This window comes from Kribbella polygonati, assembly GCF_050320105.1.
Lineage (GTDB): Bacteria > Actinomycetota > Actinomycetes > Propionibacteriales > Kribbellaceae > Kribbella.
This window is the reverse complement of record NZ_CP190129.1, coordinates 7924619-7949610: the sequence shown is the minus strand read 5'-3', so window position 1 is coordinate 7949610 and position 24992 is coordinate 7924619. Positions and strand designations below refer to the sequence as shown.

Here is a 24992-nt window from a genome sequence, read left to right as displayed (position 1 = left end):
CTCGCGCGGGCGACGCTGCGGCCCTACCTTGTCCGGGTACAACCACCCGCTTCGTGGAGGCACCACAATGCTCAAGGGCTTCAAGGAATTCATCATGCGCGGCAACGTCGTCGACCTCGCGGTCGCCGTCGTCATCGGCGCAGCGTTCGGCACGATCGTCACGGCCATCGTGAACAACTTCATCAACCCGTTGGTCGCGGCGATCTTCGGCAAGGCGGACGCCAGCAAGCTGTTCTTCTTCAAGATCAACGGTGCGGAGTTCCACATCGGCGTCATCGTGCAGGCGGCGCTGAACTTCCTGTTCATCGCCGCGGCGGTCTACTTCTTCATCGTGATGCCGCTGAACAAGCTGAACGAGCGGCGCAAGCGCGGGCTCGAGCCGGAGGCGGAGGCCGAGGCGCTGACCACCGACCAGGAGCTGCTGACCGAGATCCGCGACCTGCTGCGCGCGCGGCAGGCGGACCGGTAACCACCACCGCAAGCAGGTGGGTGCACCATCCTCAGCCCCTGAGCTCGCCAGTGCCCACCTGCTCGCCGGCGTACCGCATCCAGCGGTACGGGACCGGCTGGCCGTCGTTCCACTCCTCCATCAGGGCGGCGGGGACGTCCACGAAGCCGCTGCGGTGATACGCGCGGATCGCCGGAGCGTTCTCCGGGCGGACCCGCAGGAACACCTCCGAATACCCGGCGTCCAGCGCCGGCCCGAGCAGTGCCCGGACGAGCTCGCCGCCGAAGCCACGGCCGCGGACCGCCGGGTCCACGATGATCCGGGCGAGCTCGACCTCGTCCTCCTCGTCGTCCAGCCACACCTCGCCGTACCCGACCGGCTGCTCGCCGTCGAACAACAGATAGGGGTGGATGTCCGCGTCGCCCGTCCGCCAGCTCGACCGCAGTTCCTCCGGGAACGGGTAGGCCACCCGCCCGGACAGCAGTGCGACTTCCTTCTCGTCCACGGCCCAGCCCGCGACCTGGACCCCGTACCCGTCGTCGAACCCCCGAAGCTCCACGCTCTTCCCCTCAGTTGACGAACTCCACGATCGTTCGCACCAGCTGATCCAGGAACGGCGGGAATCCGGGCGTCGGCGGTTCGGGACACCCGGCCAGCTCGCGACTCCCCCGGATCGAGCGCAGCAACTTCTCGACCGTCTTCCGCTGATGTGACGGATTCTCCGGCACCGACGGCAGGACCGCCACCCGGAGACGGTCCAGCGACGCCAGCTCCACATCCGGGACCCCGCGCAGAATTCCACCCTCGAGCAGTCCGTCCGCGACATCGGCCGGACAACCGCGGTTCACCATCCCGGCCCAGGCCCGCGCGTTCCCGGCGGGGTCGTCACCGGTGGCCGGCCAGGCCAGCAGCAGCCGGTCGACCCGTTCCGGAAACCTCGTCGCCAGCAGAACAGCGGCCGTACATCCATTGGAGGCACCAACGATTCTTACCGGACCGGAACGTTTCGCCAGGTGTTCACCGAGCGCGCCGACCTCCAGGTCCCAGCCGGTGGCCCGTGGTGGCCGGTCGGGCGCGAGCAGTTCCACCTGCCCGGACCCGTCCGGATCGAGCGCGGCGGTCAGCTTGGCGGTGATGCCCGGCGTACCCCAGAAGGCAGCCGCGTCCATGGCGTCCCAGAGGCCGCCGTGGACGAGGAGCACCGAGGTCGTCATCCGTGGTGCGGCGGAACCTCGTTCAGGATGCGATCGTCGTCGTCACTGCCGAAGTCGTTGTCGCCCCAGCTGCGCGGGTCGTCGTCCCGGGTCTGCTCGGGCAGCAGCGGCTCGTCGTCTTCGTACGGGCTCGTCATGCGTCCAGATTACCGAGTCAGCCGCGGTCTTCGGGATTGAGTTTCGAGCGCAGCAGGTCCTCGTACGCGTTGCCGGTCGTCCGGCCGCCGGGCGGGTTGCCCGGAGTCTCGTCGAGGATCTCGGAGTTGGCGTCGTACGGCACCTCGGCGGGTGCGTCGTACGGGACCTCGGCACTGGGTGGGCGCGGGGCGAGCGCGGCCTGGACCAGCGGCGCGATCCCGGGCTCGCCGTGCCAGCGGCCGTTCCCGTGCACGCACCACGCCGACAGCACGGCCAGCGTGGGCGTGCTCAGGCCGGCGATCCGCAGCGGTACGGCGTTCTGGAAGCCGAAGGTGATCGACCAGTTCTCCGTATCGGGGTAGAACTCCTGGACCGCGCTGTAGTAGAAGCTCATCCAGCCCTTGGTCGGCAGGTGGCACATCAGCCGCAGGTTGGTGGCCAGCACCGGGAGCTCCTGGACGTCCCGCCAGGACGCCTGCATGTCGCGCTTGGCGGCGGCCTTCCGGCCCGCGTTCACCGCGGCGTTCGCGGCCATCATGCCGAGCACCATCCCCGGCTTGCCGATGAAGAACCCGCCGCTGGTGGTGTACCGCCCGCTCCCGCCGTACAGCCGGGAGTACTGCGCGGTGGTCTGCAGGTAGGCGAACTCGTTCGGCTCCAGGATGACGCCGTACACCCGGAGCGGTTGCGGGACGTTGCCGTCCAGCAGCCAGCGCGCCCAGTCGATCCCGAGCTCCCACTCCCGCTGCGCGGCGGCCTCCGCGTTCGCCTTCTTCCTGCCCACGACACAGCATCCTAGGGGCGGACGGGGACACCGGCAGCTCGACGGGTGGCCAGTGCGCGCAGGTTACAGCTGTGCCTCGGTTGCGGATCGATCGGGCGACGTGACCGGATAGACGCCACGCCGTGATGTTCCGGCACGCCGGGTGAGACCCCCGTCCACCATCATGTTGCCCCTGCCAACCCGGAAGGACCGAGTCGTGAGTGCACAACGGACACGGGGCCTGATCGGTGCGACGCTCGTCGTGGCTGTGCTCGGAATCGCCGCCGCCTGCGGCACCGAGAACGCCTCGTCCCCGCCCGCCGCCCAGCCCACGGACACCCCGTCGCCGACCCCGAGCAGCACCCCTACCCCCAGCGGCAAACCGAGCATGGACTGCCCGAGCACCATCACCGCCGTCCGAACCGCCACCGAGAAGGTGATCTGGGGCCAGGGCGTCGCGGCCTCGAAGTTCGTCCCGGTCAGCGTGACGATCTGCCAGTACGAGCCGCAGGCGACCGGGCAGGACTACGCGACCGTCACCACGAAGCGCACCGGCAAGCAGGCCGACGAACTGTTCGCGCTGGTGAACGCGGCGAAACCCGTCGCGAAGAAGCCGAGCATCTGCACGAAGGAGCTCGGGCCGACCTACGTGCTGCGGTTCACCGACAACGACCGCGGCGTCCTGTCGTTCACCGCCGAGGCCTTCGGCTGCCGCCGGCTGGTGGCGACCTCGCTGGAAGGTCAGGGCAAGCCCGGCGTACTGCCGGCGCCGCGCCAGGTGACTGCCGAGCTGATCAAGTCGCTCGGTCTTCGCTGACCCCGTCCCGGACGCGCACCCCGAAGCCGTCCGGGTGGGGTCGAGCCGCGCCTGCCTCGCGGGTCCCTTCCGAGGTCGACCCGCGAGGCAGGTCTGCGGCGCCCCTTTCGCCGCTACCGTGGTCGAGGTGAGCAGCGTCGTGGTCATCAACTTCACCTCGCTCGACGGCGTCGTGCAGGCACCGCTGCGCGCGGACGAGGACACCGACGACGGGCGCCGGACGTACGGGAACTTCGTCGCCGACTGGGAGCAGACCGACCCGACCGAACCGGCGATCGCCGCGATGAACCGGATGCCCAAGTACCTGGTGTCGCAGACCCCTGACCGATCCCGGCTGGCACAACACGGTCCGTCTCGGCCCCGACCTGCCCGCCGATCCGGCTGATCGGCGCCGACAAATGCGTTTCTCCCGTCTGCTCTGTGCGGTGGTCCTGGCCTGTACAGCCTGTTCGAGCCACCAGCCGACGGACACATCCTGCGCCGAGGGGTTCACGTGTACGACGCTGCACGTCCCGCTCGACCGTAGCCGTCCTGACGGGCCGTCGCTCGACCTGCCGGTGATCGCGGCCGACAACGCCAACGCTCCCCGCGGCGTGCTCCTGCTACTCACCGGCGGCCCAGGCCAGCCGGCGATTCCCGCGCTCAGCCACAACGTGGATCCGGACGTGCTGCGGGACTACCGGCTCGTCATGTTCGACCAGCGCGGTACCGGAGCCGGTGGTCTCAATTGTCCCGCATTACAAGACACTGTGGGCGGTTCCGACTTCCTCACCCCACCGGCCGAGGCCGTCGACCAGTGCACCAAGCAGCTCGGCGCCAACGCCGGGTACTACGGCACACCGGACACCGTCGACGACATCGAGCAGCTGCGCCAGTTCCTCAAGGTGGACCGGCTGACGCTCGACGGCACGTCGTACGGGAGCTTCACCGCGGAGCAGTACGGCCTGAAGTACCCGGACCGCGTACAGGCGCTCGTGCTGGACTCCGTCGTACCGCACAAGGGCTTCGACCCCATGGGCGTCGACCTGATGGCAGCAACGAGCGCGGTACTCCGGTCGGCCTGTAAGGCATGTACGACGGATCCCGTGGCGGACCTGGCGTGGTTGGTGCGGCACGGGGTCAGCGGCACCGACCTGATGGAGCTGCTGTCCGTATCGAGCCTCAACTCGGTCAACCCGACGCTCGACGGGATCCCGGCCGCCATGCACGCAGCACGCAACGGCGACGACTCCACGTTGAAGGAGCTGATCCAGCGGACCACCAGCAAGGGCCTGCCGTACGACCAGCTCTCAGCGGGACTCCACATGGCCACCCTCTGCTCCGACCTCCGCTTCCCGTGGTCCGGCAAGCCCGACCGCCAGGCGGCGCTCGATGACGCCGTACGCCGCCTGGACCCGAAGCGGCTGTACCCGTACGACGTGGCGACTGCCCGGGCGCAGCTGATGATCCAGGGCTGCCTGCGCTGGCCGGCCGCCCGCGTTTCGGCGTACCCGGCCGCGCAGGAACTGTTGCCGCGCACACTGATCCTGCACGGAAGCAACGACCTGTTCTGTCCACTGGACTGGTCCAGATGGGAGCAGGCGCACGCCAAGGCGGCACAGCTGGTCGTCATACCGGGCAGCGGCCACAGCGTGCAACGCGATCCCCGCGGCCGGCAGGCCGTCCGTACCTTCCTGCTGCACTAGAGATCGAACTGTGCGGGAACGGTTGCAGCAGCCGTGCGACTCGATGCGTCTAATAGGTGTGAGGAGTTGTACGCCCAGCCAGGGAGTGGCGAGTGGAGTTCGAGGAGTACGTGTCCGCCCGCGGACAGGAACTGGTGCGGCTCGGGTTCACCGTCTCCGGCGACTATCAACGGGCGGAGGACCTGGCGCAGATCGCGTTGATGCAGGCGTTCCGCAAGTGGCGGAAGGTGCGCACCGCGGACGACCCGCACCACTACGTCCGCCGGATCCTGGTGAACGAGTACCTGTCGATGACCCGGCGGCGCTCGTTCAGCGAGGCGCCGACGGCCGACCTGGACCCGCGGCGCACGGTGCCCGACCACGCCACCGGCATCGCGAACTCCGACGGCCTCTGGCAGGCGCTGGCGACGCTGTCCGCGCGTGAACGGGTCGTGCTGGTCCTGCGCTACTACCAGGACCTCGACGACCAGACGATCGCCGACCTGCTCGGCATCAAGCCGTCGTCCGTCCGTGCGACCGCCAGCCGGGCGCTGGCGGCGCTGCGGAAGACCCAAGAATCCCATCGTGTCGATGAGAGGCTGAAGTGAGCACCGATCTCGAGGACGACCTGCGAGGTACCTTCGAACGCGCCGCGGCGAGCGTGCCGCAGAGCGCGGACCTGACCGAGCGCGCCACCACCGGCGCCCGGCGCGCCCAGCGCCGTACCTGGATCGGCACCGGCGCGGTCGCGGTGGCCGCGGTTGCCGTCACGGCCTTCGGGCTGGCCGGCTCACAGAACAAACCTGCCCAGCCGCCGGTCGCGGGCGGCCAGCAGTCTGCCGCGACGACGCCGTCCACGCAGCCGGTGACCGCGCAGACCGTGTCCGGCAGTTGGCGCATGCAGCAGAAGCCCGGCTTCAAGTCCCTGAAGATGGCCCGGCCCGACGACCCAGTGCTGGTTTTCAAGGCTGACGGCACGTGGACCGGCTCCGACGGCTGCAACGGGCTGCAGGGGACGTACAGCATCGGTCAGCGCGGTGCGTTCAGTGCGACGACCGGGCCGCAGCACATGATCGGCTGCGACAACGTCCCGCACACCGGCGTACTGACGGCCGCCAAGCGGATCGCGGTCAGCGGCGACACGCTGCAGTTCTTCGGCGCCGACGGGGCTCGACTTGCGACGTACGCTCGCGCACGGTAGTCAAATCTGCTCGCGGACGGTGATCAGCTCTTGACGGAACGGAGTTCCTGAACGGACCATCTAGTGGTTGGTCCACCGATCTTGGGAGCTTCGTGCGACTCTCCGTTACCGTTCCGCTGGTCACACTCGGCTCAATTTCACTCTTCGCAGTCGCCCTCGCCACGCCCTCCTCGGGTGCGGTGGCGGGCGCCGCGGCATGCTCGCACGCACAGCCGAGCGCGAGTTCGACCGAGGCCACCCGGCTCGCACAGCCGACGTCCGCGTCCGACGCGCGCCCGCTCGGCGAGTCGCTCGGCGAGGGCATCTCGGCCGCGATCCGCTCGCTGGAGCCGCTGGACGCGACCGGCCGCCCGAAGTCCGGCCTGCCGTACGGGCTCAGCCAGGGCGTCATCGGCGTGGTCGGGTCCGCCGCCACCGGGTACGAGGTCGTCGTCGACTCGGCGAACGTGGACACCAAGAAGTACCAGTCCGCGATGGCCCGGAACGTCCCGACGGCCGGCAAGCAGCTCGTGAAGGTCGAGCACAGCTGCCGCTCGGCGCAGGCGATCGCCGACACCTGGCGGACGGTCGGGAAACGCGCCTGGTCCGACGACGCCGCCCGTACGACGTTCTCCGCCGACCTCGACCCGTCCAGCGAGAACGTCGTGGTCGAGTACGACCAGGCAACCACCTCCCCCGCCTCGCTCGCGGGCCTCCGCGCGGTGTCCGGCGTACAACTGGTGGCGGGGTCGCTCGCCCGTACGTCGCGACTCAGCGACACCCCGAAGGGCGGGCACTGGGGCGGCGCACGGATCACGTCCGCGCTGAAGAACTGCTCGGCCGGGTTCTCCGTCGTACGGCGCTCGAACGGCCAGCGCGGCTCGGTCACCGCCGGGCACTGCGGCGCGCCCGGGACGGTGTGGAAGTCCGGCACGAACTACTACGGCACCACCACGGTCCGCACGAACTACCCGGACTACGACCAGTCCCTGGTCACCGGCAGCTCGTACGGCGCGAAGATCTGGACGGACGGGCCCGGTGACACCGCCACCACCCGCACGGTCACCGGCGGCGGCGACCCGGGCGTCGGCACGGTCGTCTGCCAGTCCGGGAGCTTCAGTACGTCGGTGTGCAACCTCACGGTCCGCTCCACGTCGGCGAGCTACTGCGACACCGACGGCTGCACGACGTACGTGATCCGCGCGACCCGCGGCGGCCTGGTCGCGATCATCGGCGGCGACTCCGGCGGCCCGGTCTACTCCCGCCGCGGCAGCAGCTCCGCCACCATCCGCGGCATCGCCTTCGCCGGCGCCGGCTGCGCCGCCTCCCGCTGCACCACCCTCTACGCCGAACGCTACAACTCGATAGCCGGCCACCTGGGCGTCACCGCCCTGACCGGCTGACCACCCCCACCTCCGCTAAGCTTTCCCGCGTGCGCCCCCGTAGCTCAGGGGATAGAGCGTCGGTTTCCTAAACCGTGCGTCGCAGGTTCGAATCCTGCCGGGGGCACAGACGTGCCAGGTTCGCCGCGACCAGTTGATCCGGGACTACAGCGAGCCGCGGCCCGGTGGCAGCTTCAAGGCGAGCAGACTCAGGTCCGAGACAAACACTCAGCGTGGGATAAGTCACAAGCAACACGGATGCGAGCCACTCGCAAACAGCTCGATCGCTGAACTCACCGTTACCTGGCAGCGGTGATGCCCTGGTGCGGGCCGCCGGTCTCCCACCTGACTGCGCGTTCGAGACCGGCGTGCCCGCACCCCGGCCGGTCGAGCGGTATGCCTGGCACACTCGACCTCCGGTCGCGCCTCCGCAGGCAGACCCCCGCGGTGGCGTTTCGACCGTACGCCGATCGAGGCGCGACCGCATTCGCCAACCGTGATCCTCGCTCGCCCGGGCGCGGGCACCTTTGCGAGGGTCAGCCGTAGGCGGCCGGGTCCGGTGATTGAGGATCTGTTTGAGGACGGCTAGCACCGTACGACCAGCCACGCCCAGGGCACCAGCCAACGAGACCGGTCTCGTTCCGCGTCACGGGAGTTGGATGACGATGCCCGTGTGGGTGGTGAGGACAGCGGCTGTTCCGGCGCGGATTGCGGTGGTGGCTCGGGCTGGGGTGAAGGACTTGGGGTCGTAGCCGGTTGAGGTGCCGAGGCCCTCGCCACGGTAAGAGGCGCCGGGCCAGGTCGCCGCGGTGACGTTGGCGGTGGGTTCGGCGAGTTCGGCGCCGAGGACGAGGAACTGCTGGTCGAGGTGGCTCGCGGTGACGAGGGCCATCGGGTCGACGAGGGCGTTGCCGGCCGTGACGATGAGGTCCGGTGACAGTTTGATGGCGTCGCTGATCCGTGGGACGTACTGCGCCGGCGCGTCGGCGGTGACCGTCTTGAGGCTGACCTTCTCGGCTGCTGCCCATTCTCGGACTGCTGTCGCGAGGGTCTTCGTCTCAGCGCTGTCGCCGGCGGTGAGAAGTACGACGCGGTAGCCCTCCGGTGGGCGTACGTCGTCCCACGAGCCGGACCGCGGGGTGATCGTCGCTTCGGGGCTCGGCGGCGCCGCCGGGTCGACGAATCCTTCGCGGAGTGCACCGATGGGCGTCGGTTGAGGATGCGGGCGGGACCAGTCGTCGGCGGAACCGCAGCCGCCGGCCAGTACGGCGATCGCCAGCGCCGCGGCTACCACTCGAAGTCGCAGGTACACGGCCCTTTCATACCTCATCCGTCAAGGCGCACATTGTTGGTACGACCACCGGTTCCCCACCGTTCGCCCGCGGGCCGACGTACGTTCACCAACCGGGTACACCGTGCGCCTCATGCCCGGTCTCGTACGCCGCTGCGCGTATCTCCTGATCGCCGCCGCGATCCTGCTGAGCGCCGTACCGGCAAGCGCCCACGGCTTCAGCTCGACGGTGTACGCCGACCTGACCGCACCGGCGCCGGATCATGTACGCGCCGAACTGGGGCTGGAGTACGACTTGCTCGTCGTGTCGGCGGCCGACTACGAGAAGGACGATCCGCTGTTCGAGTCCGGTACAGCGGCCTTCGACTCCGGGGACGCGACGCGGCAGGCGGCAGCTCTCGCGGCTCACGCGGCGTCGGTGAACAAATACGTCGCGGAGCGCTTCACGATCTCGGCCGACGGGCAGGCCTGTACGCCCGCGCAGCAGAGCAACTTCACCGTCCAGCAGCGCGACGGTGTCCCGTACGCGTTCATGGTGCTGGACTATCGATGCGCCGAGGCGAACGCCCACGAAGTCCGCAGCGGCCTGTTCCCCGACAGCGAGACCTATGTCAAGGGCACGAAGACGATCATCACGTACGACCTCGATCTGCAGCAGGGCAGCAGCGCGCTCGACTCGGCACATCCGTCGTTCTCGACGCATCAGTCGACGCTGGAGAGGTTCTGGGAGTTCTTCCGGCTCGGCGCCGAGCACCTGCTCACGGGGCTCGACCACATCCTGTTCCTGATCGCGTTGATCGCCGGGTCCCGCCGCCTGCGCGAAATAGTGCTCGCGGCAACGACCTTCACTCTGGCCCACTCGATCACCTTCATCCTCGCGGCGCTCGGCGTCGTACATGTCGCGCCGTCGTTCATCGAGCCGGTCATCGCGCTGTCGATCGCGGTGGTCGCGTTCTGGTACCTGTGGCGGATCTGGCGGCGCGGCCGTCTCGCCACGGATCTGGAGACGCCGAGCCGTAGTCACCTGAGTCTCGACCGGGCCGGCTGGACCCGGCTGGCGGTGGTGTTCTGTTTCGGGCTCGTCCACGGCATCGGTTTCGCCGGCGCGCTCGGCATCCAGCAAGCGTGGTCATGGACGTTGTTGTGGTCGCTCCTGGTGTTCAACGTGGGCATCGAGAGCGTGCAGCTCGCCTTGATCGCGCTGACGTTCCCGCTGCTTTCCGCCTTTCGGAAAACGTCACCCTCGGTTGCGCTCTGGGTGACCGGAGCTATCGCGGCAGGTGTTTCCGTGGCAGGCCTGGTGTGGTTCGTACAGCGGCTCTAGGGCGGCAACCCGCTGTTCACGAAGATTCCACCGTCTCAGGAAAGGTTCAGCGAGGGGCCTGCAGGCCCCGATCGTCATCCCTGTTACGGACGGACACTCGATGAAGCTCTTCAACTGGGCACGGACCCGTACGGCCGCGTGCCTCACCGTGGCGGTCGTTGGTACCGCCACCGTGTTCGGAGGTGCGGGCGCCGCGCAGGCCGCCCAAACCGACGGAACTTCCACACCGACGGCCATCGTCCTCGGCGTCGGCGCGAAGGAGTCGCAGCGCGTCGTCAGCTGGTACGCCCCGACCGGCACCGCTCAGGTGGTGCAGGTTGCTCCCACGAATCGGCTGGTCCACGGCCGGTTCCCGGCGAACGCGACGTCGTTCCCGGCCTCCGTCGCGGCGAACAGCGTCAACGGCGGGTACAACGGCCACACCACCATCGACGGGTTGCGCGAGCACACGTCGTACTCGTACCGCGTCGGCAACGGCAGCGACTGGTCGCCGACGTACACCTTCAAGACGCAGAAGTTCGACGGAAACTACAGTTTCCTGTTCTTCGGCGACCCGCAGATCGGCTCGTCCGGCAACATCGACAAGGACGGCGCCGGCTGGGCCGACACCCTGAACGTCGCGCTCACCGCCAACCCGAACACCGAGCTGCTGGTGTCCGGCGGCGACCAGGTCGAGACCGCGAACACCGAGACGCAGTGGAACGCCTTCCTCGCCTCCGACAAGCTCCGGCAGTACCCGTGGGCCGCGACCATCGGCAACCACGACGTCGGCGGCAAGGCGTACGAGCAGCACTTCTGGACGCCGAACACTGACCGCTCGGCGTCCTTCTACAAGGGCGACCCGAACGTGCAGTCCGGTGGCGACTACTGGTACATGCACAAGGACGTGCTGTTCATCGACCTGAACAGCAACGCCTACGCCAACGGCGCCGACGAAGCGCACATCGGCTACGTCACCAAGGTCGTGAAGGAGCAGGGCGCCAAGGCGAAGTACACCGTGCTGGTCTACCACCACTCGATCTACTCGCCGGCCGACCACGCCAACGACTCCGACAACAAGGTACGTCGTCAGGACTTCCCCACCGCGTTCTCGAAGCTCGGTGTAGACCTCGTCCTGCAGGGTCACGACCACAGCTACTCGCGTAGCTACGTGATCAAGAACGGTAAGAAGGCCAACCCGGCCGAGCAGCCCGGTGCCGCTCAGGTCGCGCAGGGGCCGGGCGGCGTCATCTACGTCACGGCCAACTCGGCTTCGGGTTCGAAGTACTACGACCTGACCGCGCCGGACACCACCCAGGACCCGAACTACGGCCCTGATCCGCTGAACCCGAAGAACCACTGGGCGAACTCGGTGGAGAACCAGGAGCACGTCCGCACCTACGTGAAGGTCGACGTACTCAAGAACAAGCTCGTCGTCGAGAACGTCCGCAGCAGCACCTGCGCCGCGCCGAACGCGGCCGTCGAGCTGGGCAAGGTGAAGTGGTGCGGCCCGGACAACGGCGCCAGCCCCGCCGAGCCGGTCGGTTCCCTGGTCGACAAGGTCACGATCCGCCCGTACAAGGCGGACACCCCGTGGGCCACCGCGCCGCGGGATTGGACCGAGAGCAAGAACACCGAAGGCGCTGTAACGCTCACCAGCGTGAGCTGAACACCTTGACCGGGGTGGGCTCCGTGCCCACCCCGGTCCCGTGCAGAAGGATTGGCGATGCGCAAAGTACTCGTGATGTTGTTCGTGGCGCTGAATGTCGCCATCGGCGTACCTGCGGCGGCCGCGGACGACGTACCGTGGTCGGTCGGCACCGCAGACAACGGCTACGGGGCCGAGCGCCCGAACTACAGCTATACGCTCAATCCAGGCGGGCAGGTCGACGACGCCCTCGTCGTCACCAACCGTGGTACGACGCCACTCGTGCTGGCGGTCTACGCTGCCGATGGATTCACCAACGACCGCGGTCAACTCGACCTCCGGGCCAAGGACGCGAAGTCGACCGACCTCGGCGCCTGGGTCCACGCTGCACAGTCTCAGGCAACCGTGTTGCCGGGGAAATCGGTCCAAGTACCCTTCACGCTGACGATTCCCGCCGATGCCACAGCCGGTGATCACCTGGGTGGCATCATCACCTCGCTGGCACAAGCCGGCGACGTGGATCGACGGCTGGCCATCCGCATCCGGGTACGCGTCAGCGGCGAGCTCAAGCCGAGCGCAGCCGTTGACGACCTGAAGTTGCGTCGCAGCAAGAGCGACGTCATCGTCACCTACACGGTCAGCAACACCGGCAACGCCATCGTGTCGGCCCGCCCGTCCGTGTCCGTGGCCGGACTGTTCGGTACAGCGCAAGCCGAGGCCGGCGACACGCCCCAACTGTTGCCCGGCGAGAGCTGGAAGGTCTCGACAACAGTCCGCGAGGTCAAAGCCTCGCCTCGCTTGACAGGCAAGGTCACGCTGCTCCCGTTACTGACGGACGCAGCGGGATCCACCGGCACCCTCGACACCGTCTCGGCCACCACACACACGTGGTCGATCACCTGGCTGGCCTCCCTCCTCGTGCTCGCACTGTGCGGAGCCACGGTCATCGTCGTACGTCGGCGTGGAGCTGCCGATCCAGGCTCAGATGCCGACGACCGCCACGATGGCCACGACGTTCCCGAGGAGCGCGATGGTGAGGTAGCGCGTCAGGACGTCTCGACATCGTAGGCGCGCCCAATAGTTCTTCAGGGACCACGATTCCTGAGGCACCTCGCCCGGTGCCTGAGCCTTCAGCTTCTTGTTGACGAGCTTTATCAACAGCAAGAACACCGCGACTCCCGTCACAATGGCGCCGACAATGCTCGCCCACAGGCGCAGCGTGGCAAGCCTGGGCTCCGGCGTTGCCCTCCCAACGATGGCTGCCGTGACGATCAAGCTTGCGCAGGTGACAACGAGCGCGGTGATCGTGGCCCGGGCAGCGGAAGCGAACCCGGCCAGTCGCAGGACCTCGGCGGTACGGATGCTGCCCCTCGTATCGCCTTCGCCAGGGGTGACGAGGAGGTCCTTGATCCCCGCAGTCCCGTAGGTGTCGAGCTGCTGGACGAAGATCACATGATCGATGCTCTTCGTCGTTCGGTCGGCGAGCCATACCAGCCCGAGCTGTATCAGGGACAGCAACGCAAGTGCGACTCCCGGGCTCACGGGACCATCACATCGATCCTGCACCGGCAGACGTGGGTCGGTACCGGCTCGTCGTTCAGCGGATCGGCGTCCGCCTCGGAGGTGAAGCTGGCAGCAGTCGTGATGGTGTGCGCCTTGGTGGTGCCGGCTGGTTGCCGCTTGACCTCCTTCGACCAGTCGCCGTGGGTGCTGGGGCCGAACGTGCCGGCTGACCAGCTCAACGTCGGACTGATCGTGGTCCCGTCCTTCAGGATGATGCTGGCGCCATTGTCCGGTCCGCTGATCGCGACAACGATCTGACTGACCATGTAGGTGGCGTAACCGAAGTTGCCCACCTGCACCTCGTGGGTGGCGCCGGCCGCGCGGATCGGATGCGGTTTGCACGACGTTGTGAGCTGCAGTCCGCCGCACATGCTCGAGTTCTGCTTCTTCGCCATCAGAAGTCACTCCAACCAGACCGGCGCCGCAACCTGGACGGCCAGCTGAATCGATCGCATCGCGACGAGTACGTCGTCCAGCGATGCCGACTCGGCGAAGACGACCGACCCGTCGTCGAGGACGGTCACCCGCTGATGGCCTGCTTCGACTGTCACGCCGACGACGTCCCCCTCGACCGCTGCCGCCTGTTCGCGCAGCGCCGCCTCGTCGTCAGATTGGATCAGTGTCCGCAGTCGTTCGCTCCGCAGCCGGATGGACCGCGGTACGACGCCCACATCGCGCGCCGCCCCACCCAGCAACGGGCGAAGCGGAAACTGCACGCGTTCGGAGCTGATCCCCTCGATGTCGAAGGACCTCTCGAGATCCGACACCAGTCCAGCAAGGAGCGCGGGTCCTGTTGCGACGATTCCAACCAGCCGGTCGGGGCTGGAATCGACCCCGGGTAGTACGGCGATACCCACGCGCCAGGTTCCCGTCCTCGACGACGACTCCCACCCGCTCTCCTGTTTGTCAGCGAACCCACGCGCCCACAGGCCGCGGCCGTGTGTGAGATCCGGCTTCCCCACCTCATCGCCGAGCCGGCTGGAGAACGCGTTGAGCTGGTCGACTGATGCGCTGGTCCGCAGCCAGGCAGAATGCACGTACATCTGGTCCCCCCATTGAACGTGTCCACACCCCACGTTACGAGGAGTGACCGCCAAACGCGACCCTGAGCGGAGCCGATTCGACGGTACTCGGCGTACCGTCAGGCCGCGGCCCGTCGCGCCCGTCACCGGCTCGGACTTCACGAGCCATTCTCGAGGATCGTGTTGCAGCGTGTGTCCGTGATCTCAAGCCTGTTGATGCGGGGAACTACCAGTGCGCGCCGTCGGTTGTGACGCCCTGGCCGGAGAAAGAATTCGGATCGCGTCGGAGACCTGGCCGAGCCAGGCGGTTTCAGCTGTTGCGGTTGCGTCAGAGCGCCGGGGCGGGCGGTGGTCGGACGGCGAGTGTTGGTCGGGCGGCCGGTAGCGGCGTCCCGTACGGCTTGCTTCGGCCGCCGCCACCAGCATGCCCGCTTCTCCCGCCGGCGTCGGGTCTGCAACCGTCAGAGGGATGTGGTCGCGCAAGGCAAGGTAGCCGTCGCGGATTTCGATGATGCGGCGGTAGAGCGCGAACTCCGCGTTCCGGAACCGGACGCGGAGCCCGGGTTCGAGAACCACCCCCGGCGCGGCGCTGGATACCAGTAACCACAGCGGTTCGAGCCGTGCGTACTCGCGGCGCGCACGACGCGCACGTCCCAGCGCGGCGAGGCTGCTGTGCCACAGGCCCACCGTGGCGCCTACTGCCGACAGACCGATCGCGGTCACCCCGAGTACCGCGGAGATCGCATCCTCCGCGAGCACGATCCGGCCGTCGCGTACCAGCGCCACGATGTCGCTGACCGTCCAAACGACCCAGCAGATCCCGGTAACACCGCCCGCGGTCGTGAGGATCAGGCCCACGCGCAGCGGCCCGCTGACACGCCGTACGGTGGCGCCGATAGCCACCGTGAAAACCAGGAGACCCGCCAGCCCGGATGCCACGAAGACCGCCAGGTAAGCGGTGAACACCCCGGTCCGCCCGGGCGCGACCACCAAGTCGCCGCCGACCGGACGCGGTGCCGCGAGCAGGAACAGCACAACCTCGGCAACGACGACCACGAGCGTCATCACGAGGACCGCACCGTGACGGCGGGTTGCCCCACGGAGCGCGCCGAGAAACAGGACGAGGAAGCCGAGCGCCGAGATCTTCAAGCAGTCGCTGGCGAGCGTCGTCAGCATCGGTACCGAATGCCCGCGGTCAAGCAGCTCCACCGCGCCAGGGGTGGTCAGCGCCATACCCGTGGCGAGGCAGGCGCTCAGACACCAGGTGTATCGAACACCGGGATAACCCGAGCGGGCGAACCGGTAGATGAGCAGGCAGAACGCCGCTGCCCCCGCCAGATAGGCGGCGATCACCGCGCCGGGCCTCCGAACGCCTTGCCGATCCCCTTGAGCTCACCGGAGTACTCGCGGGGCGCCGGGTCTGCGAGGCGCTGCGTGAGGAAGGTCGCCACCAGTTCCGCCTCACGCTCCTGGGGATCGGTGTAAGCGCTTCGGCCGAGCACCCGGCGTACCAGATCTGCGGACAGGCCCGGTAGTACGGGCGCGGGCACCGTCGTACCTTCACCGTGCTCGCACAGAAGATGCGCGACTTCGTGGAACACGATGTGCTGCCGATGCAGCGAGGTCGTGTTCGACGGCGCCAGGATGTAGTCGATGGCGTCGGTGGACACCAACAGCCCGCACGGAACGTCGACCGCACTCGTCAGCACCTCGATCGGCCGACCGCGGAGCTCCGCGATCCCAGCCAGGAAACGGTCCTGGTCGAACGGGGCCGGCATCGGCACCGTTGCCGCCAGCCGTCGGCAGCGCCGCCGTTGCCGTCCCCGGATGCGCTCAGTCATTCCGGCCCGAAGTCCGGTCGCCTTCGCGGCGGGCGATCGCGTCGACCATGTCCCTGATCACGGCCTGCCCGTCCGGGGACAGGGTGACGGCACGCAGGGCGATCGCCCGTACGCCGGCGTCCCGCAGCGCGCCGAGCAACGCGAGTTCCTCGGCAAGCTTCTCGCTCTGCTCGTCGTCGAAGAAGTACGCCGGCGGCACCTGGAAGAACTGGGCGAGCGCCTCGAGATGCCGTTTGGTCGGGTTGTCGCGCTTACCCGTCCGCAGCTGCCACAGGTACGTCGTGGAGAACGTCTCGCCGGTCGCCTCACGGCACGCGTGTGCCACCTCTTCGTTGGTGAACGCGGCCCCGTCCGGCCGGCGGACCACGTCGAACAGCTGCTCGATCTTCCCGGCAAGCGTGCGGCCGGCGGCGGACTGGGCCATGCCCAGACTGTATCAATTCATTTCAGCTAAAATCTGTACAGCTAGTCAACACCTCAGCTAATCTCGCTCTCGCTGACAACACTCGAGAGAGGAATCGGGAAATATGCGAAGGACGAAGGCGAAGATCGTCTCGGTGGCCGCCGCCGGCCTCCTGGCGGCAGGGATCGGCGCGACGGTCGTCGCCGTCAGCTCGGACAGCGGGTCGTCGACCAACGAGGCGTTCATGTGCTCGGCCGACTCCTGCTACAGGTACGGCCAGATCTGGCCCGGCTCCGGCGCCTACTGGGACTACCCCGACAACTGGTCCCGCTGGTAACAACCACTCGGAGAAGCGGCTCTTGGGCGGGGGGAGCCGCTTCTCGCCAGAGTTCCTTTCGACAGGGCCGAGCCTGATCGGTCCGGCTCCATGGGTCGGGTTACCGTCTGAGGGGTGGAACCGCGATCGCCGTGGCCTTCGGTCTCACCGCCGCTGTGACCCTCACCGCCTGCCTGCTGGCGACAAGACGCACCCGACGCCGAACAGACTGACGCCAGGCCACTTTGCTCAGCTGACGGGCAGGATCTCGGCGTCGTGGAGGTGGGCGCGGGCCGCCGCGATCGCCTCCGAGGTGTGTTCGAAGACGTGGTCCGCGGCGCGGAGTTCGGTGATGACGTCGAGGGCGGCGAGAGGGCGCTGATGGCCCGGACGGATGCCGGAGACCAGCACCAGGATGCCGCGGTGCTGAAGCTTGCCGATGGCATCCTTCAGGACGAGCGCGCCGCTCGCGTCGATCGCGCTGACCGTTGACATTCGCAGTACGACGACCGAGACATCGGCGACCTCGGACAGTTCGAGCAGGAAGCGGTGGGCCGCGAACAGCAGCGGACCGTCGATGCGGTAGGCAACGATGTGTTCGTCGAGAAGCGCGCGTTCTTCCGCGGTGTGGTCGCCGGGCAGATCCGGGTGCAGTGGCATCTGCCGCAACCGGGCGCTCCGCGCGACTGCCCGCAGCGCGAGCGCACCGGCCACGATCAGCCCCAAGATGACTGCCCTCACGAGGTCCAGCGCGAGCGTCGCGATCGCCGTCAGTACGAGGACGAGGGCGTCGGACCGGGTCGCCCGCGCCATCGCCCGTACCGACCCGACCTCCACCATCCGGACCGATGTCGCCAGTAGGACGCCGGCCAGCGCCGCCAGCGGAATGTGCGCGACGAGCGGCGCGGCCGTGTAGACGATGACGGCGAGTACGACGGCGTGCACCAGCGCGGCGAGCCGCGATCCGGCGCCGGATCGGACGTTCACCGCCGTACGCGCGATCGCACCCGTGGCCGGCACGCCGCCGAACAGCGGAGCGACCAGGTTGGCGATCCCCTGCCCGAACAGCTCACGATCCGGATCGTGCTTGTGGTTCACGCCCATGCCGTCGGCGACCGCTGCCGACAGCAACGACTCCAGCGCTGCCAGCGCCGCGACCGCGAGCGCCGGTCCGGCGAGCGTCCACATCGAGGACAGTTCAAGAAAACCGAGCGACGGAGCCGCCAGACCTTCCGGCAGAGCACCGATCCGTACGACGTCCAGCCCGGAGAGCTCGACGCCGAGCGTCACGGCGACGATCGCCAGAATCGAGACCGGGACCGTGGGACGGATCCGCCCGCCGACGAGGATCGCCGCCGCGACGAGGACCGCGATCGCAATCGAAGCCCAGTGCGGATCGCGGACGAAATCCACCACCGCGCGACCGGCGACCACGGCAACCTGATCGCCTTCCGGCGTCGCGACGCCCAGCGCCGCGGGGATCTGCTGCAGCCCAATCACACAGGCGATCCCGAGGGTGAATCCCTCGACGACCGACGCCGGCACGAACGCCATGTACCGTCCCGCGCGGGCGACCGCCAGGCCGATCAGGATCACGCCCGCCATCAGGCCGACGGTCAGTACGCCGGATGCGCCGTACTGATGCACGATCGGCACCAGCACCACCGTCATCGCACCGGTGGGTCCGGACACCTGCAGCCCGGACCCGCCGAACACGGCCGCCAACGCCCCGGCCACCACGGCAGTGGCCAGCCCGGCAGCGGCACCGAGTCCCGACGATATCCCGAACCCGAGCGCCAGCGGCAACGCGACGATCGCGACCGTGAGCCCCGCGGTGAGGTCCCGCCGCGGCTGCCGCACCATCGCGGCCAGATCGTCCCGGGCCGGCAACAACGAGCCGATCCGCGCCCACACCACACCCATCAGAGCGCCGGATCCAGCAAGCCGTTGACCATCGCTCCACACCCCACCGACGCCATCACAAGCTTTACTATCTATGTAATTGAAGACTTCTGCAATTCGCGATCACCCTCCGGACACGCTCGGTACAGGCGGAGCCGGTCCTGATCACCGATCGCAGCAAGGCGTCCGCTACGGTCGTCTCCCCCGCTCTGCTCGCCTACTACCAGGCGCTCTGGACATGGTCGACCTCGCCACCATCGAGAACACCAAGGCAGACTGGGTCCCGACCGACGAGGCCCGGCGCCTGCGGACCAGATCGAGGCCGAGGTTGACGCCTCGGATGCGAGCCGGTGACCGACCGGACCCTGATCTTCGACCGCGGCTTCGTTCACCACCGCGGCCTTCGACGCGCGCCGCGAACAATCGGCAATAGAGCTGAGGTACATCCTGCGGCGGGATTGCATTTGCGTCAGGTCCCAGACCAGCGCGACAACTATCCAGCGCCGCCAGGCGGGCGCGGACATTCACCCGAGGTGAGCACTCAGTCCGGTACCGGATCGTCTGCGGCCAGCGGGCGAATGCGCAGCCGCACGCCGCTCGCGGCGGCCTGCTCGGCGAGCGCTCTGACTCCGGCGCCGTCGGTAACCGTGGTCTCACTGACTCCGCCGGGAAGCTGCCGGACCACCTCGAACCGTTGCGGCCGTTCATCCTGAGTGCGGGTGAATGAAGTCATACCCCTCCAGCCTGTTACTTGCATGCCTGAACACTTGCACGATTCTTCAATTCATCATCGCATGCGTACGGCGTCCTGTGAAGCCGGCCGGGATTCGCGTCATGGACTTCACGCTCACCCGTCAGTCAAGTAACGGGTGGTGTCCGCACCACCGGATGTCAAGCCCGACACAGGGTGCGGCCGCGCGAGCGGGCCGCTCGTATGGGATGGTGACCCAATGGGCAGCAAGAACGACGACATGGGCGGCCGGGAGACGCCGAGCCTGGCCCGGGTCTGGGATGCGTTGAGCGGTGGTAAGGACAACTTCGCCGCGGACCGTCTGCTGGCTGAACAGCTCGAGAAGGTCGGCCATTTCAGCGAGCTGGTCGCCGCCAACGCGGACTTTCGCCGGCGCACGCTGCAGTGGCTCGCTGGGCCCGGCAAGATCGCACAGTTCCTCATGTGCGGCCCAGGGCTGCCCAACTCGGCGAGCGCGTCGACCGTCGTTCATCAGATCGGGCTGCAGGCCCGTGTCCTGTACGTCGACAACGACCCGATGGTGCTGACCCATACGCGGGCGCTCCTCGAGACCGACCGCCGGGTACAGGTCCTGGACGCCGACATCTTCGACCCGAAGACCGTCCTCAACGACCAGGTCACCAAGTCCTTTCTGGACTGGTCCGAGCCCATCGCCCTCATCCACACCGCGACACTGCCCCACTGCCCGGACGATTCCGGGCCGCTCGAAGTGCTCCGCGGGTACGTCGACGCTCTTCCGCTCGGCTCGTACACGGTGATCTCGCACTTCGCCGTACCCGATCAGCCGTCGCTTGCCGAAATGGCCCACAGTGCCGAGCGCATCCTCGTCGACGGCCCGATCGGCACCGGCTGGTTCCGCTCGTACGACGAGATCGCGACGTACTTCCCGGACCAGGAACTCCTCGAGCCAGGCCTCGTCCCCTGCGACGACTGGCGTCCCGACGACCCCGACCTGAGCGAAGGCGCAGCATCGATCCGCCGATGCATCATCGGCGGCGTAGGCCGCGTACTCGGCCGCTGACTCGCAACGCCGACCTGATCAAGAGCGCGTGAAGTTTTTGATCGATCAAAGGATCGGTGCGGTCCAGACCTGATACGTTGTGCCGCTGCCCGGGTCGTCTGGGTTTCTCGGGGTTCCAAGAAGGGACTGCAGTTGTGAGGCTGTTCAACACCAAGAAGAAGAAGCTCGTCGCCGCGTCGATCGCGGCGGTCGGTGTCATCGGGGCGGGTGCGATCGCCGCGAACGCCGCGGGCGGAACCGGGTGCGCGACTCTCACCTACCCGCTCTGCGCGCGTTCGGTCGCGTCGGTGCAGATCGTGGACAACTCGGTGGCCGAGGTCGACCTCGCCCCCGCCGTCAAGGACAAGCTCAACAAGGTCGGCGGTGCGGCCGGCCCGGCCGGACCCGAGGGTCCCGCGGGTCCCGAGGGCGCAGCCGGTGCAGCCGGCAAGGACGGCGTCTCGGGCCTCTCGGTGGACGGCCCGCAGAAGACGGTGCCGAAGGGCTACAGCACCGTGACGCTCACCTGCGCCGACGGCAAGAAGGCGATCGGCGGCGGCCTCAAGTGGGACACCGGCAGCACCACGGCCGCCGACGTGTTCCTGAACGGCTCCTACCCGAGCGACATCACCGAGGCCAACGGCGTCTCGACGGCCGCCTCCTGGACAGTCGCGCTGACGAACAACGACCCCAAGGGCACGATCACGGTCCAGCCCTTCGTCACCTGCGTCACCGCGAACTGACCCGCACGGTTTCTCCCCGGACCCCCGAGCGCCTCGCCCTCGGGGGTCCGTCGTTTCACCAAGGCCGGACAGGTTGCCACCGTCGCACTCTCGGAGTTGTCCACCCGGCACTCTCGGGTGCCGGCAATCGCGCGGGGAGGGAACCAATGCGCGCATTCAAGAGGTTCGTCACGGCCGTCGCCGTGGCGGCGCTCACGGCTGGGGGGCTGGTGAGCGCGACGTCCGTCGCACAGGCGTACGGCGGCGACGGCAGCATGGACGTGTACCAGATCGGTCTCTCGTTCAACTGCGACAACAAGAGCGTCTGCGGCGCCGACAACCTGGGCGGATTCTGGGGCTGGGCCGAACTCGACCACAACCCGGCGACCAACAAGAACACCGGCGACGCACAGTTCACCGGCTGCTCGCACGAGACGTTCAACGGCATGGACACCGGGCTCAACCTGGTGACGGGCCATCAGTCGGGCACCGACATCTTCGGCATCAAGCCACCGCCCGGAGTCTCGATGCAGATCCAGATCTCCTTCAAGCCAGCACACTGACCGCCCGCGGACTGCACCGTCGAGGGGCCGGTGCAGTCCAGCTAGAGGTCGTTTCCGGCGTACGAGAGGTTGAAGCTTTTGTTGGTGAGGGGGAAGTCGGGGACGATCGTGTCGGCGAGGGCTACCGGGAGGGCCGGCCAGTTGAAGAAGGACGGGTCGACGATCTTCCAGCGGGTGATGGTGCCGTCAGGGGACATTTCGAGGCGGTGGGCGATGGTGCCGCGCCAGCCTTCGACGAGGCCGACGCCGGAGGTGCGGTGGGCGGCGAGCCAGGTGGGCTTGGAGGTTTCGGCGGAGGTTGGCGGGTTGCCGTCCAGCAGGCGGGTGATGAGTTGGACGGAGTGCTGGATCTCGTCGGCGCGGGTCAGGAAGCGAGCCAGTACGTCGCCGTCGGTATGACGGGGCGGTTCTACGTCGGCTGTTTCCGCCAGGAACGGGTGGTCGCGGCGGGCGTCGTACTGCAGGCCGCTGGCCTTGGCGACGTACCCGAGGGTGCCGATGTCACGCGCCTGCTGCTGACCGAGTACGGCGGTGCCGGACATCCGGTCGACGACGACGCTGTTGGCGAGTGCGAGCTCGACGATCTCGGCGACATCTGCCGCGATCGCGGACAGCTCCGCGGGATCGGGCAGTTCGCGAACGCGGGCGCCGCCCGGGACGACCGCGCCACGGAGCAGGCGATGGCCGGTGACCCGCTTGTTCAGGCGCATCAGCTGTTCGCGGATCCGGAGCGCGTGGGCGTTGACGATGCCGTAGCCGACATCGTTGCACAGGGCACCGATGTCGCCGACGAGGTTGTACATCCGCTCGAGTTCGAGCAGTACGGCGCGCAGCCGGGTGGCCTGTGGTGGGACGCGCCAGTCGCGGGCTTCCTCGACCGCTTGGCAGAACGCGAGAGCGTGGCCGACGGCGGTGTCGCCCGAGATGCGCTCCGCGAGCGGTAGTACGTCGGCCAGCAGGCGACCCTCGGCGAGCTTCTCGATGCCCTTGTGCACGAACCACAGCCGGGCCTTGAGCTTGAGGATGGTCTCACCGACGACCGAGAATCGGAAGTGACCCGGTTCGATCAGGCCCGCGTGCACCGGTCCGACCGGGATCTCATAGACACCAGGGCCTTCGACGGTGACGAACGGGTACGGCTCGTCCGGTGAGCCGAATGCAGGGTCGGGAGTGGCGTCGTGGCGCATCGGGTACCAGTCGACCGGCCAGTGCTGGTGCAGTACGAGGCGCTGTGGTCGGGGATGGCCTTCCGGCTCGATCCCGAAGAGGTCATGCAGCTCGCGCTCGAAACGCCCGGCAGGGAAGGATATGCCTGCCAGGCTGGGGATTCTCGGCTGGTCGCGATCAACGGTCAGGATCAGCTCGACGCGACGGTCCGGCTGCCCGGCGGTGAACAGGTAGACCACCCGGAAGCGGGCGCGATCGTCGTGACCGGCGATCAATGCCAGCCGGTAGCCGTCGTCCAGGAGCCGTTGTACACGCTCGCGGAGAGTGCCGCGGCTCACCGCCACCTGGCGGCGGGACGCGTACGTCTGCCGGTCGATGCCCTGGATGCTCACGGGGTCCCCACAATCAGGCCGGCGGTGTGCAGAAGCGAGCCAAGCGGCCAATCGGCGACACCGAGTACGGCGACAACCACCAGCGCGACGACGAGCGGTACGGCGGTCGTCCACGGGATCGCCGACACGCTGCCGGTCCCGGCGTCGGTGACCACCACGCTGCCGTCGCCGAAGAGCATCGGCGCGACTTTGGTGGCGATCGCGATGAAGACCACCAGGAGCAGGGCGAGTGTGACGGCCATGATCCAGCCGTGGCCGGCGGCGAGCCCGGCGCGGACCAGGCCGAGCTCGCTGGCGAACAGGCTGAATGGCGGCAGCCCGAGCAACGCAACCAGGCCTACGCCGAACGCACCCGCCAGCAGTGGCACCCGGCCGAGTAGGCCTCGTACGCCGTTGATCGCTGTCGTACCCGTCTTGTTGAGGATCTCCCCCGCACCGCAGAACAGCACCGCTTTGCTGAGACCGTGCCCGACGATGTGCAGCAGGGCAGCCGCGATCGCGAGCGGCGTACCGATCGCGGCTCCGACGAGAACCAGTGCCATGTGTTCGATGCTGGAGTACGCGAGGAGGCGCTTGTAGTCGCGTTGGGTCAGCAGCAGGGATGCGGCGACTGCGAGTGAAACGAGTGCGATCGTCAGGAGGAGCGCTCGTACGAACCCAGGGCTGATGGCGGCGACGGCGATGACTCGGTAGCGGAGAAGGGCGTAGACCGCTACCGGGAGAAGGACGCCGGACATGAGTGCGGAGACCGGTGCGGGAGCCTGGCTGTGGGCGTCGGGGAGCCAGGTGTGGAGGGGGACCATGCCGGCCTTGGCGCCGAAACCGAGCACCACCAGGGCGAACGCCAGGCGCATGACGCCGGGGTCGAGGTCGGCCGCGTGCGTCGACAGCGCGGTCCAGTCGAGGCTGGCGTGCTCGTCGACGCCCGCCTGGCGGGCGGCGTAGTGGACGAGGACCGTGCCGAGGTACGCGAGCGCGATTCCGACCGAGCAGATGATGACGTACTTCCAGGTCGCCTCGATGGCCTTGCGCGTCGGACGATGACCGACCAGGAACGCCGTGACGATCGTGGTCGCTTCGATCGCGGCCCAGAGCAGACCGAGGTTGTTGGCGACCACCGCGAGCACCATCGCCGCCAGGAACAGCGGCACGAGTACGCCGTACACCTTGGCCCGGCGCTCGGTGGATCCGGTCGGGTAGGTGAGCCCGGCGCTGGTCGCGACGATGCCGACGGCGCCGATCACGATCAGCATCACCGCCGACAATGCGTCGATCCGCAGCCAGCTTCCAAGGGCGAGGGAAGCGCCGCCCGCGGTACGCGTGGCCGCGACGACGCCGGAAGCGAGGATGAGCGCGGCGGCGATGACGTGGCCGGCGCCGATCGCCCGGCGCCAGCCGAGCAGCGCGGCGAGCGCTGCCGAGACAAGTGGAGCGCCAACAGGCAGGACGATCAGCACGACGGCGAGCGCGCCGGTCTGAGCAGTCGCAGTCATCAAAGTACT

At 68.2% G+C, this 24992-nt stretch carries 29 protein-coding genes and 1 tRNA gene; 15 read left to right on the top strand and 15 right to left on the bottom strand.

Annotated elements, in window-relative coordinates; genetic code table 11:
- Positions 1 to 67 precede the first annotated feature (67 nt).
- The gene (gene mscL, locus ACQHIV_RS38195) at positions 68 to 469 is read left to right on the top strand and encodes a large conductance mechanosensitive channel protein MscL (protein ID WP_427889206.1); all 402 of its coding nucleotides are present in this window, start codon (positions 68 to 70) and stop codon (positions 467 to 469) included.
- A 31-nt stretch (positions 470 to 500) separates the two neighbouring features.
- Here mscL and ACQHIV_RS38190 read toward each other — a convergent pair whose 3' ends face one another.
- Genes ACQHIV_RS38190 through ACQHIV_RS38175 form a run of 4 tightly spaced genes read right to left on the bottom strand, consistent with a single transcriptional unit; the run spans position 501 to position 2584 of the window.
- Positions 501 to 1007: a GNAT family N-acetyltransferase gene (locus tag ACQHIV_RS38190; RefSeq protein WP_427889205.1), complete on the bottom strand. Its 507-nt coding sequence runs from the start codon at positions 1005 to 1007 to the stop codon at positions 501 to 503.
- Between the two features lie 10 nt (positions 1008 to 1017).
- Positions 1018 to 1662 carry an alpha/beta fold hydrolase gene (locus tag ACQHIV_RS38185; RefSeq protein WP_427889204.1) on the bottom strand — a complete coding sequence of 215 codons (645 nt, stop codon included), beginning with the start codon at positions 1660 to 1662 and terminating at the stop codon, positions 1018 to 1020.
- Positions 1659 to 1799, bottom strand: a complete 141-nt coding sequence (locus ACQHIV_RS38180) for a hypothetical protein (RefSeq protein ID WP_427889203.1) — start codon at positions 1797 to 1799, stop codon at positions 1659 to 1661. The genes ACQHIV_RS38185 and ACQHIV_RS38180 overlap by 4 nt, the downstream gene beginning before the upstream one ends.
- Positions 1800 to 1816: 17 nt before the next feature.
- Positions 1817 to 2584 carry a hypothetical protein gene (locus ACQHIV_RS38175; RefSeq protein ID WP_427889202.1) on the bottom strand — a complete coding sequence of 256 codons (768 nt, stop codon included), beginning with the start codon at positions 2582 to 2584 and terminating at the stop codon, positions 1817 to 1819.
- 196 nt (positions 2585 to 2780) lie between these two features.
- Between ACQHIV_RS38175 and ACQHIV_RS38170 the strand changes: the two genes are divergently transcribed.
- The 7 genes from ACQHIV_RS38170 to ACQHIV_RS38140 all read left to right on the top strand — a co-directional run bounded on the left by ACQHIV_RS38170 (position 2781) and on the right by ACQHIV_RS38140 (position 7733).
- On the top strand, positions 2781 to 3380 hold the full coding sequence (locus ACQHIV_RS38170) for a hypothetical protein (RefSeq protein WP_427889201.1): 600 nt from the start codon (positions 2781 to 2783) through the stop codon (positions 3378 to 3380).
- A 127-nt stretch (positions 3381 to 3507) separates the two neighbouring features.
- Positions 3508 to 3765 carry a hypothetical protein gene (locus ACQHIV_RS38165; RefSeq protein WP_427889200.1) on the top strand — a complete coding sequence of 86 codons (258 nt, stop codon included), beginning with the start codon at positions 3508 to 3510 and terminating at the stop codon, positions 3763 to 3765.
- A 13-nt stretch (positions 3766 to 3778) separates the two neighbouring features.
- Positions 3779 to 5065, top strand: coding sequence for an alpha/beta hydrolase (locus ACQHIV_RS38160; protein ID WP_427889199.1), 1287 nt, complete (start codon positions 3779 to 3781; stop codon positions 5063 to 5065).
- A gap of 92 nt (positions 5066 to 5157) precedes the next feature.
- Positions 5158 to 5652: a SigE family RNA polymerase sigma factor gene (locus ACQHIV_RS38155; protein WP_427889198.1), complete on the top strand. Its 495-nt coding sequence runs from the start codon at positions 5158 to 5160 to the stop codon at positions 5650 to 5652.
- A complete protein-coding gene (locus ACQHIV_RS38150; protein ID WP_427889197.1) occupies positions 5649 to 6245 on the top strand; it encodes an META domain-containing protein in 597 nt (198 codons plus the stop codon). Before ACQHIV_RS38155 ends, ACQHIV_RS38150 begins: the two co-directional genes overlap by 4 nt.
- Positions 6246 to 6337: 92 nt before the next feature.
- Positions 6338 to 7627, top strand: a complete 1290-nt coding sequence (locus ACQHIV_RS38145; RefSeq protein ID WP_427889196.1) for a hypothetical protein — start codon at positions 6338 to 6340, stop codon at positions 7625 to 7627.
- A 33-nt stretch (positions 7628 to 7660) separates the two neighbouring features.
- Positions 7661 to 7733 (top strand) — tRNA-Arg (locus tag ACQHIV_RS38140).
- A gap of 519 nt (positions 7734 to 8252) precedes the next feature.
- Here the strand turns inward: ACQHIV_RS38140 and ACQHIV_RS38135 are convergent.
- Complete coding sequence (locus ACQHIV_RS38135) at positions 8253 to 8918, bottom strand: hypothetical protein (RefSeq protein ID WP_427889195.1); 666 nt, start codon at positions 8916 to 8918, stop codon at positions 8253 to 8255.
- A gap of 112 nt (positions 8919 to 9030) precedes the next feature.
- Here ACQHIV_RS38135 and ACQHIV_RS38130 point away from each other — a divergent pair, with 112 nt between their 5' ends.
- From ACQHIV_RS38130 to ACQHIV_RS38120, 3 genes are all read left to right on the top strand, one after another.
- On the top strand, positions 9031 to 10221 hold the full coding sequence (locus ACQHIV_RS38130) for a HupE/UreJ family protein (RefSeq protein ID WP_427889194.1): 1191 nt from the start codon (positions 9031 to 9033) through the stop codon (positions 10219 to 10221).
- 100 nt (positions 10222 to 10321) lie between these two features.
- Positions 10322 to 11869 carry a fibronectin type III domain-containing protein gene (locus ACQHIV_RS38125; protein ID WP_427889193.1) on the top strand — a complete coding sequence of 516 codons (1548 nt, stop codon included), beginning with the start codon at positions 10322 to 10324 and terminating at the stop codon, positions 11867 to 11869.
- A gap of 57 nt (positions 11870 to 11926) precedes the next feature.
- A complete protein-coding gene (locus tag ACQHIV_RS38120) occupies positions 11927 to 12916 on the top strand; it encodes a WxL protein peptidoglycan domain-containing protein (RefSeq protein WP_427889192.1) in 990 nt (329 codons plus the stop codon).
- Here the strand turns inward: ACQHIV_RS38120 and ACQHIV_RS38115 are convergent.
- The 6 genes from ACQHIV_RS38115 to ACQHIV_RS38090 form a co-directional block, all read right to left on the bottom strand.
- Positions 12830 to 13390 carry a hypothetical protein gene (locus tag ACQHIV_RS38115; protein ID WP_427889191.1) on the bottom strand — a complete coding sequence of 187 codons (561 nt, stop codon included), beginning with the start codon at positions 13388 to 13390 and terminating at the stop codon, positions 12830 to 12832. The two genes, ACQHIV_RS38120 and ACQHIV_RS38115, sit on opposite strands and share 87 nt — an antisense overlap.
- The gene (locus tag ACQHIV_RS38110; RefSeq protein WP_427889190.1) at positions 13387 to 13806 is read right to left on the bottom strand and encodes a hypothetical protein; all 420 of its coding nucleotides are present in this window, start codon (positions 13804 to 13806) and stop codon (positions 13387 to 13389) included. The genes ACQHIV_RS38115 and ACQHIV_RS38110 overlap by 4 nt, the downstream gene beginning before the upstream one ends.
- Before the next feature lie 6 nt (positions 13807 to 13812).
- Entirely contained in the window at positions 13813 to 14454 is a 642-nt protein-coding gene (locus tag ACQHIV_RS38105; protein WP_427889189.1) for a hypothetical protein, read from the bottom strand.
- 183 nt (positions 14455 to 14637) lie between these two features.
- Positions 14638 to 15786, bottom strand: coding sequence for an MAB_1171c family putative transporter (locus ACQHIV_RS38100; protein ID WP_427889188.1), 1149 nt, complete (start codon positions 15784 to 15786; stop codon positions 14638 to 14640).
- Positions 15783 to 16274 carry a hypothetical protein gene (locus tag ACQHIV_RS38095; protein WP_427889187.1) on the bottom strand — a complete coding sequence of 164 codons (492 nt, stop codon included), beginning with the start codon at positions 16272 to 16274 and terminating at the stop codon, positions 15783 to 15785. Before ACQHIV_RS38095 ends, ACQHIV_RS38100 begins: the two co-directional genes overlap by 4 nt.
- Positions 16267 to 16698, bottom strand: coding sequence for a hypothetical protein (locus ACQHIV_RS38090; protein WP_427889186.1), 432 nt, complete (start codon positions 16696 to 16698; stop codon positions 16267 to 16269). Before ACQHIV_RS38090 ends, ACQHIV_RS38095 begins: the two co-directional genes overlap by 8 nt.
- Before the next feature lie 103 nt (positions 16699 to 16801).
- Here ACQHIV_RS38090 and ACQHIV_RS38085 point away from each other — a divergent pair, with 103 nt between their 5' ends.
- Complete coding sequence (locus ACQHIV_RS38085; protein ID WP_427889185.1) at positions 16802 to 17014, top strand: hypothetical protein; 213 nt, start codon at positions 16802 to 16804, stop codon at positions 17012 to 17014.
- Positions 17015 to 17242: 228 nt separating this feature from the next.
- On the opposite strand, the gene ACQHIV_RS38080 is transcribed toward ACQHIV_RS38085, so the two are convergent.
- On the bottom strand, positions 17243 to 18916 hold the full coding sequence (locus ACQHIV_RS38080; protein ID WP_427889184.1) for a SulP family inorganic anion transporter: 1674 nt from the start codon (positions 18914 to 18916) through the stop codon (positions 17243 to 17245).
- Positions 18917 to 19436: 520 nt separating this feature from the next.
- Positions 19437 to 19628, bottom strand: coding sequence for a hypothetical protein (locus ACQHIV_RS38075; protein WP_427889183.1), 192 nt, complete (start codon positions 19626 to 19628; stop codon positions 19437 to 19439).
- A 217-nt stretch (positions 19629 to 19845) separates the two neighbouring features.
- Here ACQHIV_RS38075 and ACQHIV_RS38070 point away from each other — a divergent pair, with 217 nt between their 5' ends.
- The 3 genes from ACQHIV_RS38070 (at position 19846) to ACQHIV_RS38060 (ending at position 21931) form a co-directional block, all read left to right on the top strand.
- Complete coding sequence (locus ACQHIV_RS38070; RefSeq protein WP_427889182.1) at positions 19846 to 20667, top strand: SAM-dependent methyltransferase; 822 nt, start codon at positions 19846 to 19848, stop codon at positions 20665 to 20667.
- A gap of 134 nt (positions 20668 to 20801) precedes the next feature.
- Positions 20802 to 21389, top strand: a complete 588-nt coding sequence (locus ACQHIV_RS38065) for a hypothetical protein (RefSeq protein ID WP_427889181.1) — start codon at positions 20802 to 20804, stop codon at positions 21387 to 21389.
- 146 nt (positions 21390 to 21535) lie between these two features.
- Positions 21536 to 21931 carry a hypothetical protein gene (locus tag ACQHIV_RS38060; protein WP_427889180.1) on the top strand — a complete coding sequence of 132 codons (396 nt, stop codon included), beginning with the start codon at positions 21536 to 21538 and terminating at the stop codon, positions 21929 to 21931.
- A 41-nt stretch (positions 21932 to 21972) separates the two neighbouring features.
- Here ACQHIV_RS38060 and ACQHIV_RS38055 read toward each other — a convergent pair whose 3' ends face one another.
- Together ACQHIV_RS38055 and ACQHIV_RS38050 are read right to left on the bottom strand one after the other, a co-directional pair.
- Positions 21973 to 23490 carry an NADH-quinone oxidoreductase subunit C gene (locus ACQHIV_RS38055; RefSeq protein ID WP_427889179.1) on the bottom strand — a complete coding sequence of 506 codons (1518 nt, stop codon included), beginning with the start codon at positions 23488 to 23490 and terminating at the stop codon, positions 21973 to 21975.
- A complete protein-coding gene (locus ACQHIV_RS38050) occupies positions 23487 to 24983 on the bottom strand; it encodes a proton-conducting transporter membrane subunit (protein WP_427889178.1) in 1497 nt (498 codons plus the stop codon). Before ACQHIV_RS38050 ends, ACQHIV_RS38055 begins: the two co-directional genes overlap by 4 nt.
- Positions 24984 to 24992 lie beyond the last annotated feature (9 nt).

Excerpts from the sequence above, each read along its gene's own strand:
- mscL (WP_427889206.1), top strand. The coding sequence starts at position 68 with ATGCTCAAGGGCTTCAAGGAATTCATCATGCGCGGCAACGTCGTCGAC.
- ACQHIV_RS38185 (WP_427889204.1), bottom strand. The coding sequence starts at position 1,662 with ATGACGACCTCGGTGCTCCTCGTCCACGGCGGCCTCTGGGACGCCATG.
- ACQHIV_RS38180 (WP_427889203.1), bottom strand. The coding sequence starts at position 1,799 with ATGACGAGCCCGTACGAAGACGACGAGCCGCTGCTGCCCGAGCAGACC.
- ACQHIV_RS38160 (WP_427889199.1), top strand. The coding sequence starts at position 3,779 with ATGCGTTTCTCCCGTCTGCTCTGTGCGGTGGTCCTGGCCTGTACAGCC.
- ACQHIV_RS38130 (WP_427889194.1), top strand. The coding sequence starts at position 9,031 with ATGCCCGGTCTCGTACGCCGCTGCGCGTATCTCCTGATCGCCGCCGCG.
- ACQHIV_RS38125 (WP_427889193.1), top strand. The coding sequence starts at position 10,322 with ATGAAGCTCTTCAACTGGGCACGGACCCGTACGGCCGCGTGCCTCACC.
- ACQHIV_RS38120 (WP_427889192.1), top strand. The coding sequence starts at position 11,927 with ATGCGCAAAGTACTCGTGATGTTGTTCGTGGCGCTGAATGTCGCCATC.
- ACQHIV_RS38110 (WP_427889190.1), bottom strand. The coding sequence starts at position 13,806 with ATGGCGAAGAAGCAGAACTCGAGCATGTGCGGCGGACTGCAGCTCACA.
- ACQHIV_RS38105 (WP_427889189.1), bottom strand. The coding sequence starts at position 14,454 with ATGTACGTGCATTCTGCCTGGCTGCGGACCAGCGCATCAGTCGACCAG.
- ACQHIV_RS38095 (WP_427889187.1), bottom strand. The coding sequence starts at position 16,274 with ATGACTGAGCGCATCCGGGGACGGCAACGGCGGCGCTGCCGACGGCTG.
- ACQHIV_RS38090 (WP_427889186.1), bottom strand. The coding sequence starts at position 16,698 with ATGGCCCAGTCCGCCGCCGGCCGCACGCTTGCCGGGAAGATCGAGCAG.
- ACQHIV_RS38085 (WP_427889185.1), top strand. The coding sequence starts at position 16,802 with ATGCGAAGGACGAAGGCGAAGATCGTCTCGGTGGCCGCCGCCGGCCTC.
- ACQHIV_RS38080 (WP_427889184.1), bottom strand. The coding sequence starts at position 18,916 with ATGGGTGTGGTGTGGGCGCGGATCGGCTCGTTGTTGCCGGCCCGGGAC.
- ACQHIV_RS38075 (WP_427889183.1), bottom strand. The coding sequence starts at position 19,628 with ATGACTTCATTCACCCGCACTCAGGATGAACGGCCGCAACGGTTCGAG.
- ACQHIV_RS38070 (WP_427889182.1), top strand. The coding sequence starts at position 19,846 with ATGGGCAGCAAGAACGACGACATGGGCGGCCGGGAGACGCCGAGCCTG.
- ACQHIV_RS38060 (WP_427889180.1), top strand. The coding sequence starts at position 21,536 with ATGCGCGCATTCAAGAGGTTCGTCACGGCCGTCGCCGTGGCGGCGCTC.
- ACQHIV_RS38050 (WP_427889178.1), bottom strand. The coding sequence starts at position 24,983 with ATGACTGCGACTGCTCAGACCGGCGCGCTCGCCGTCGTGCTGATCGTC.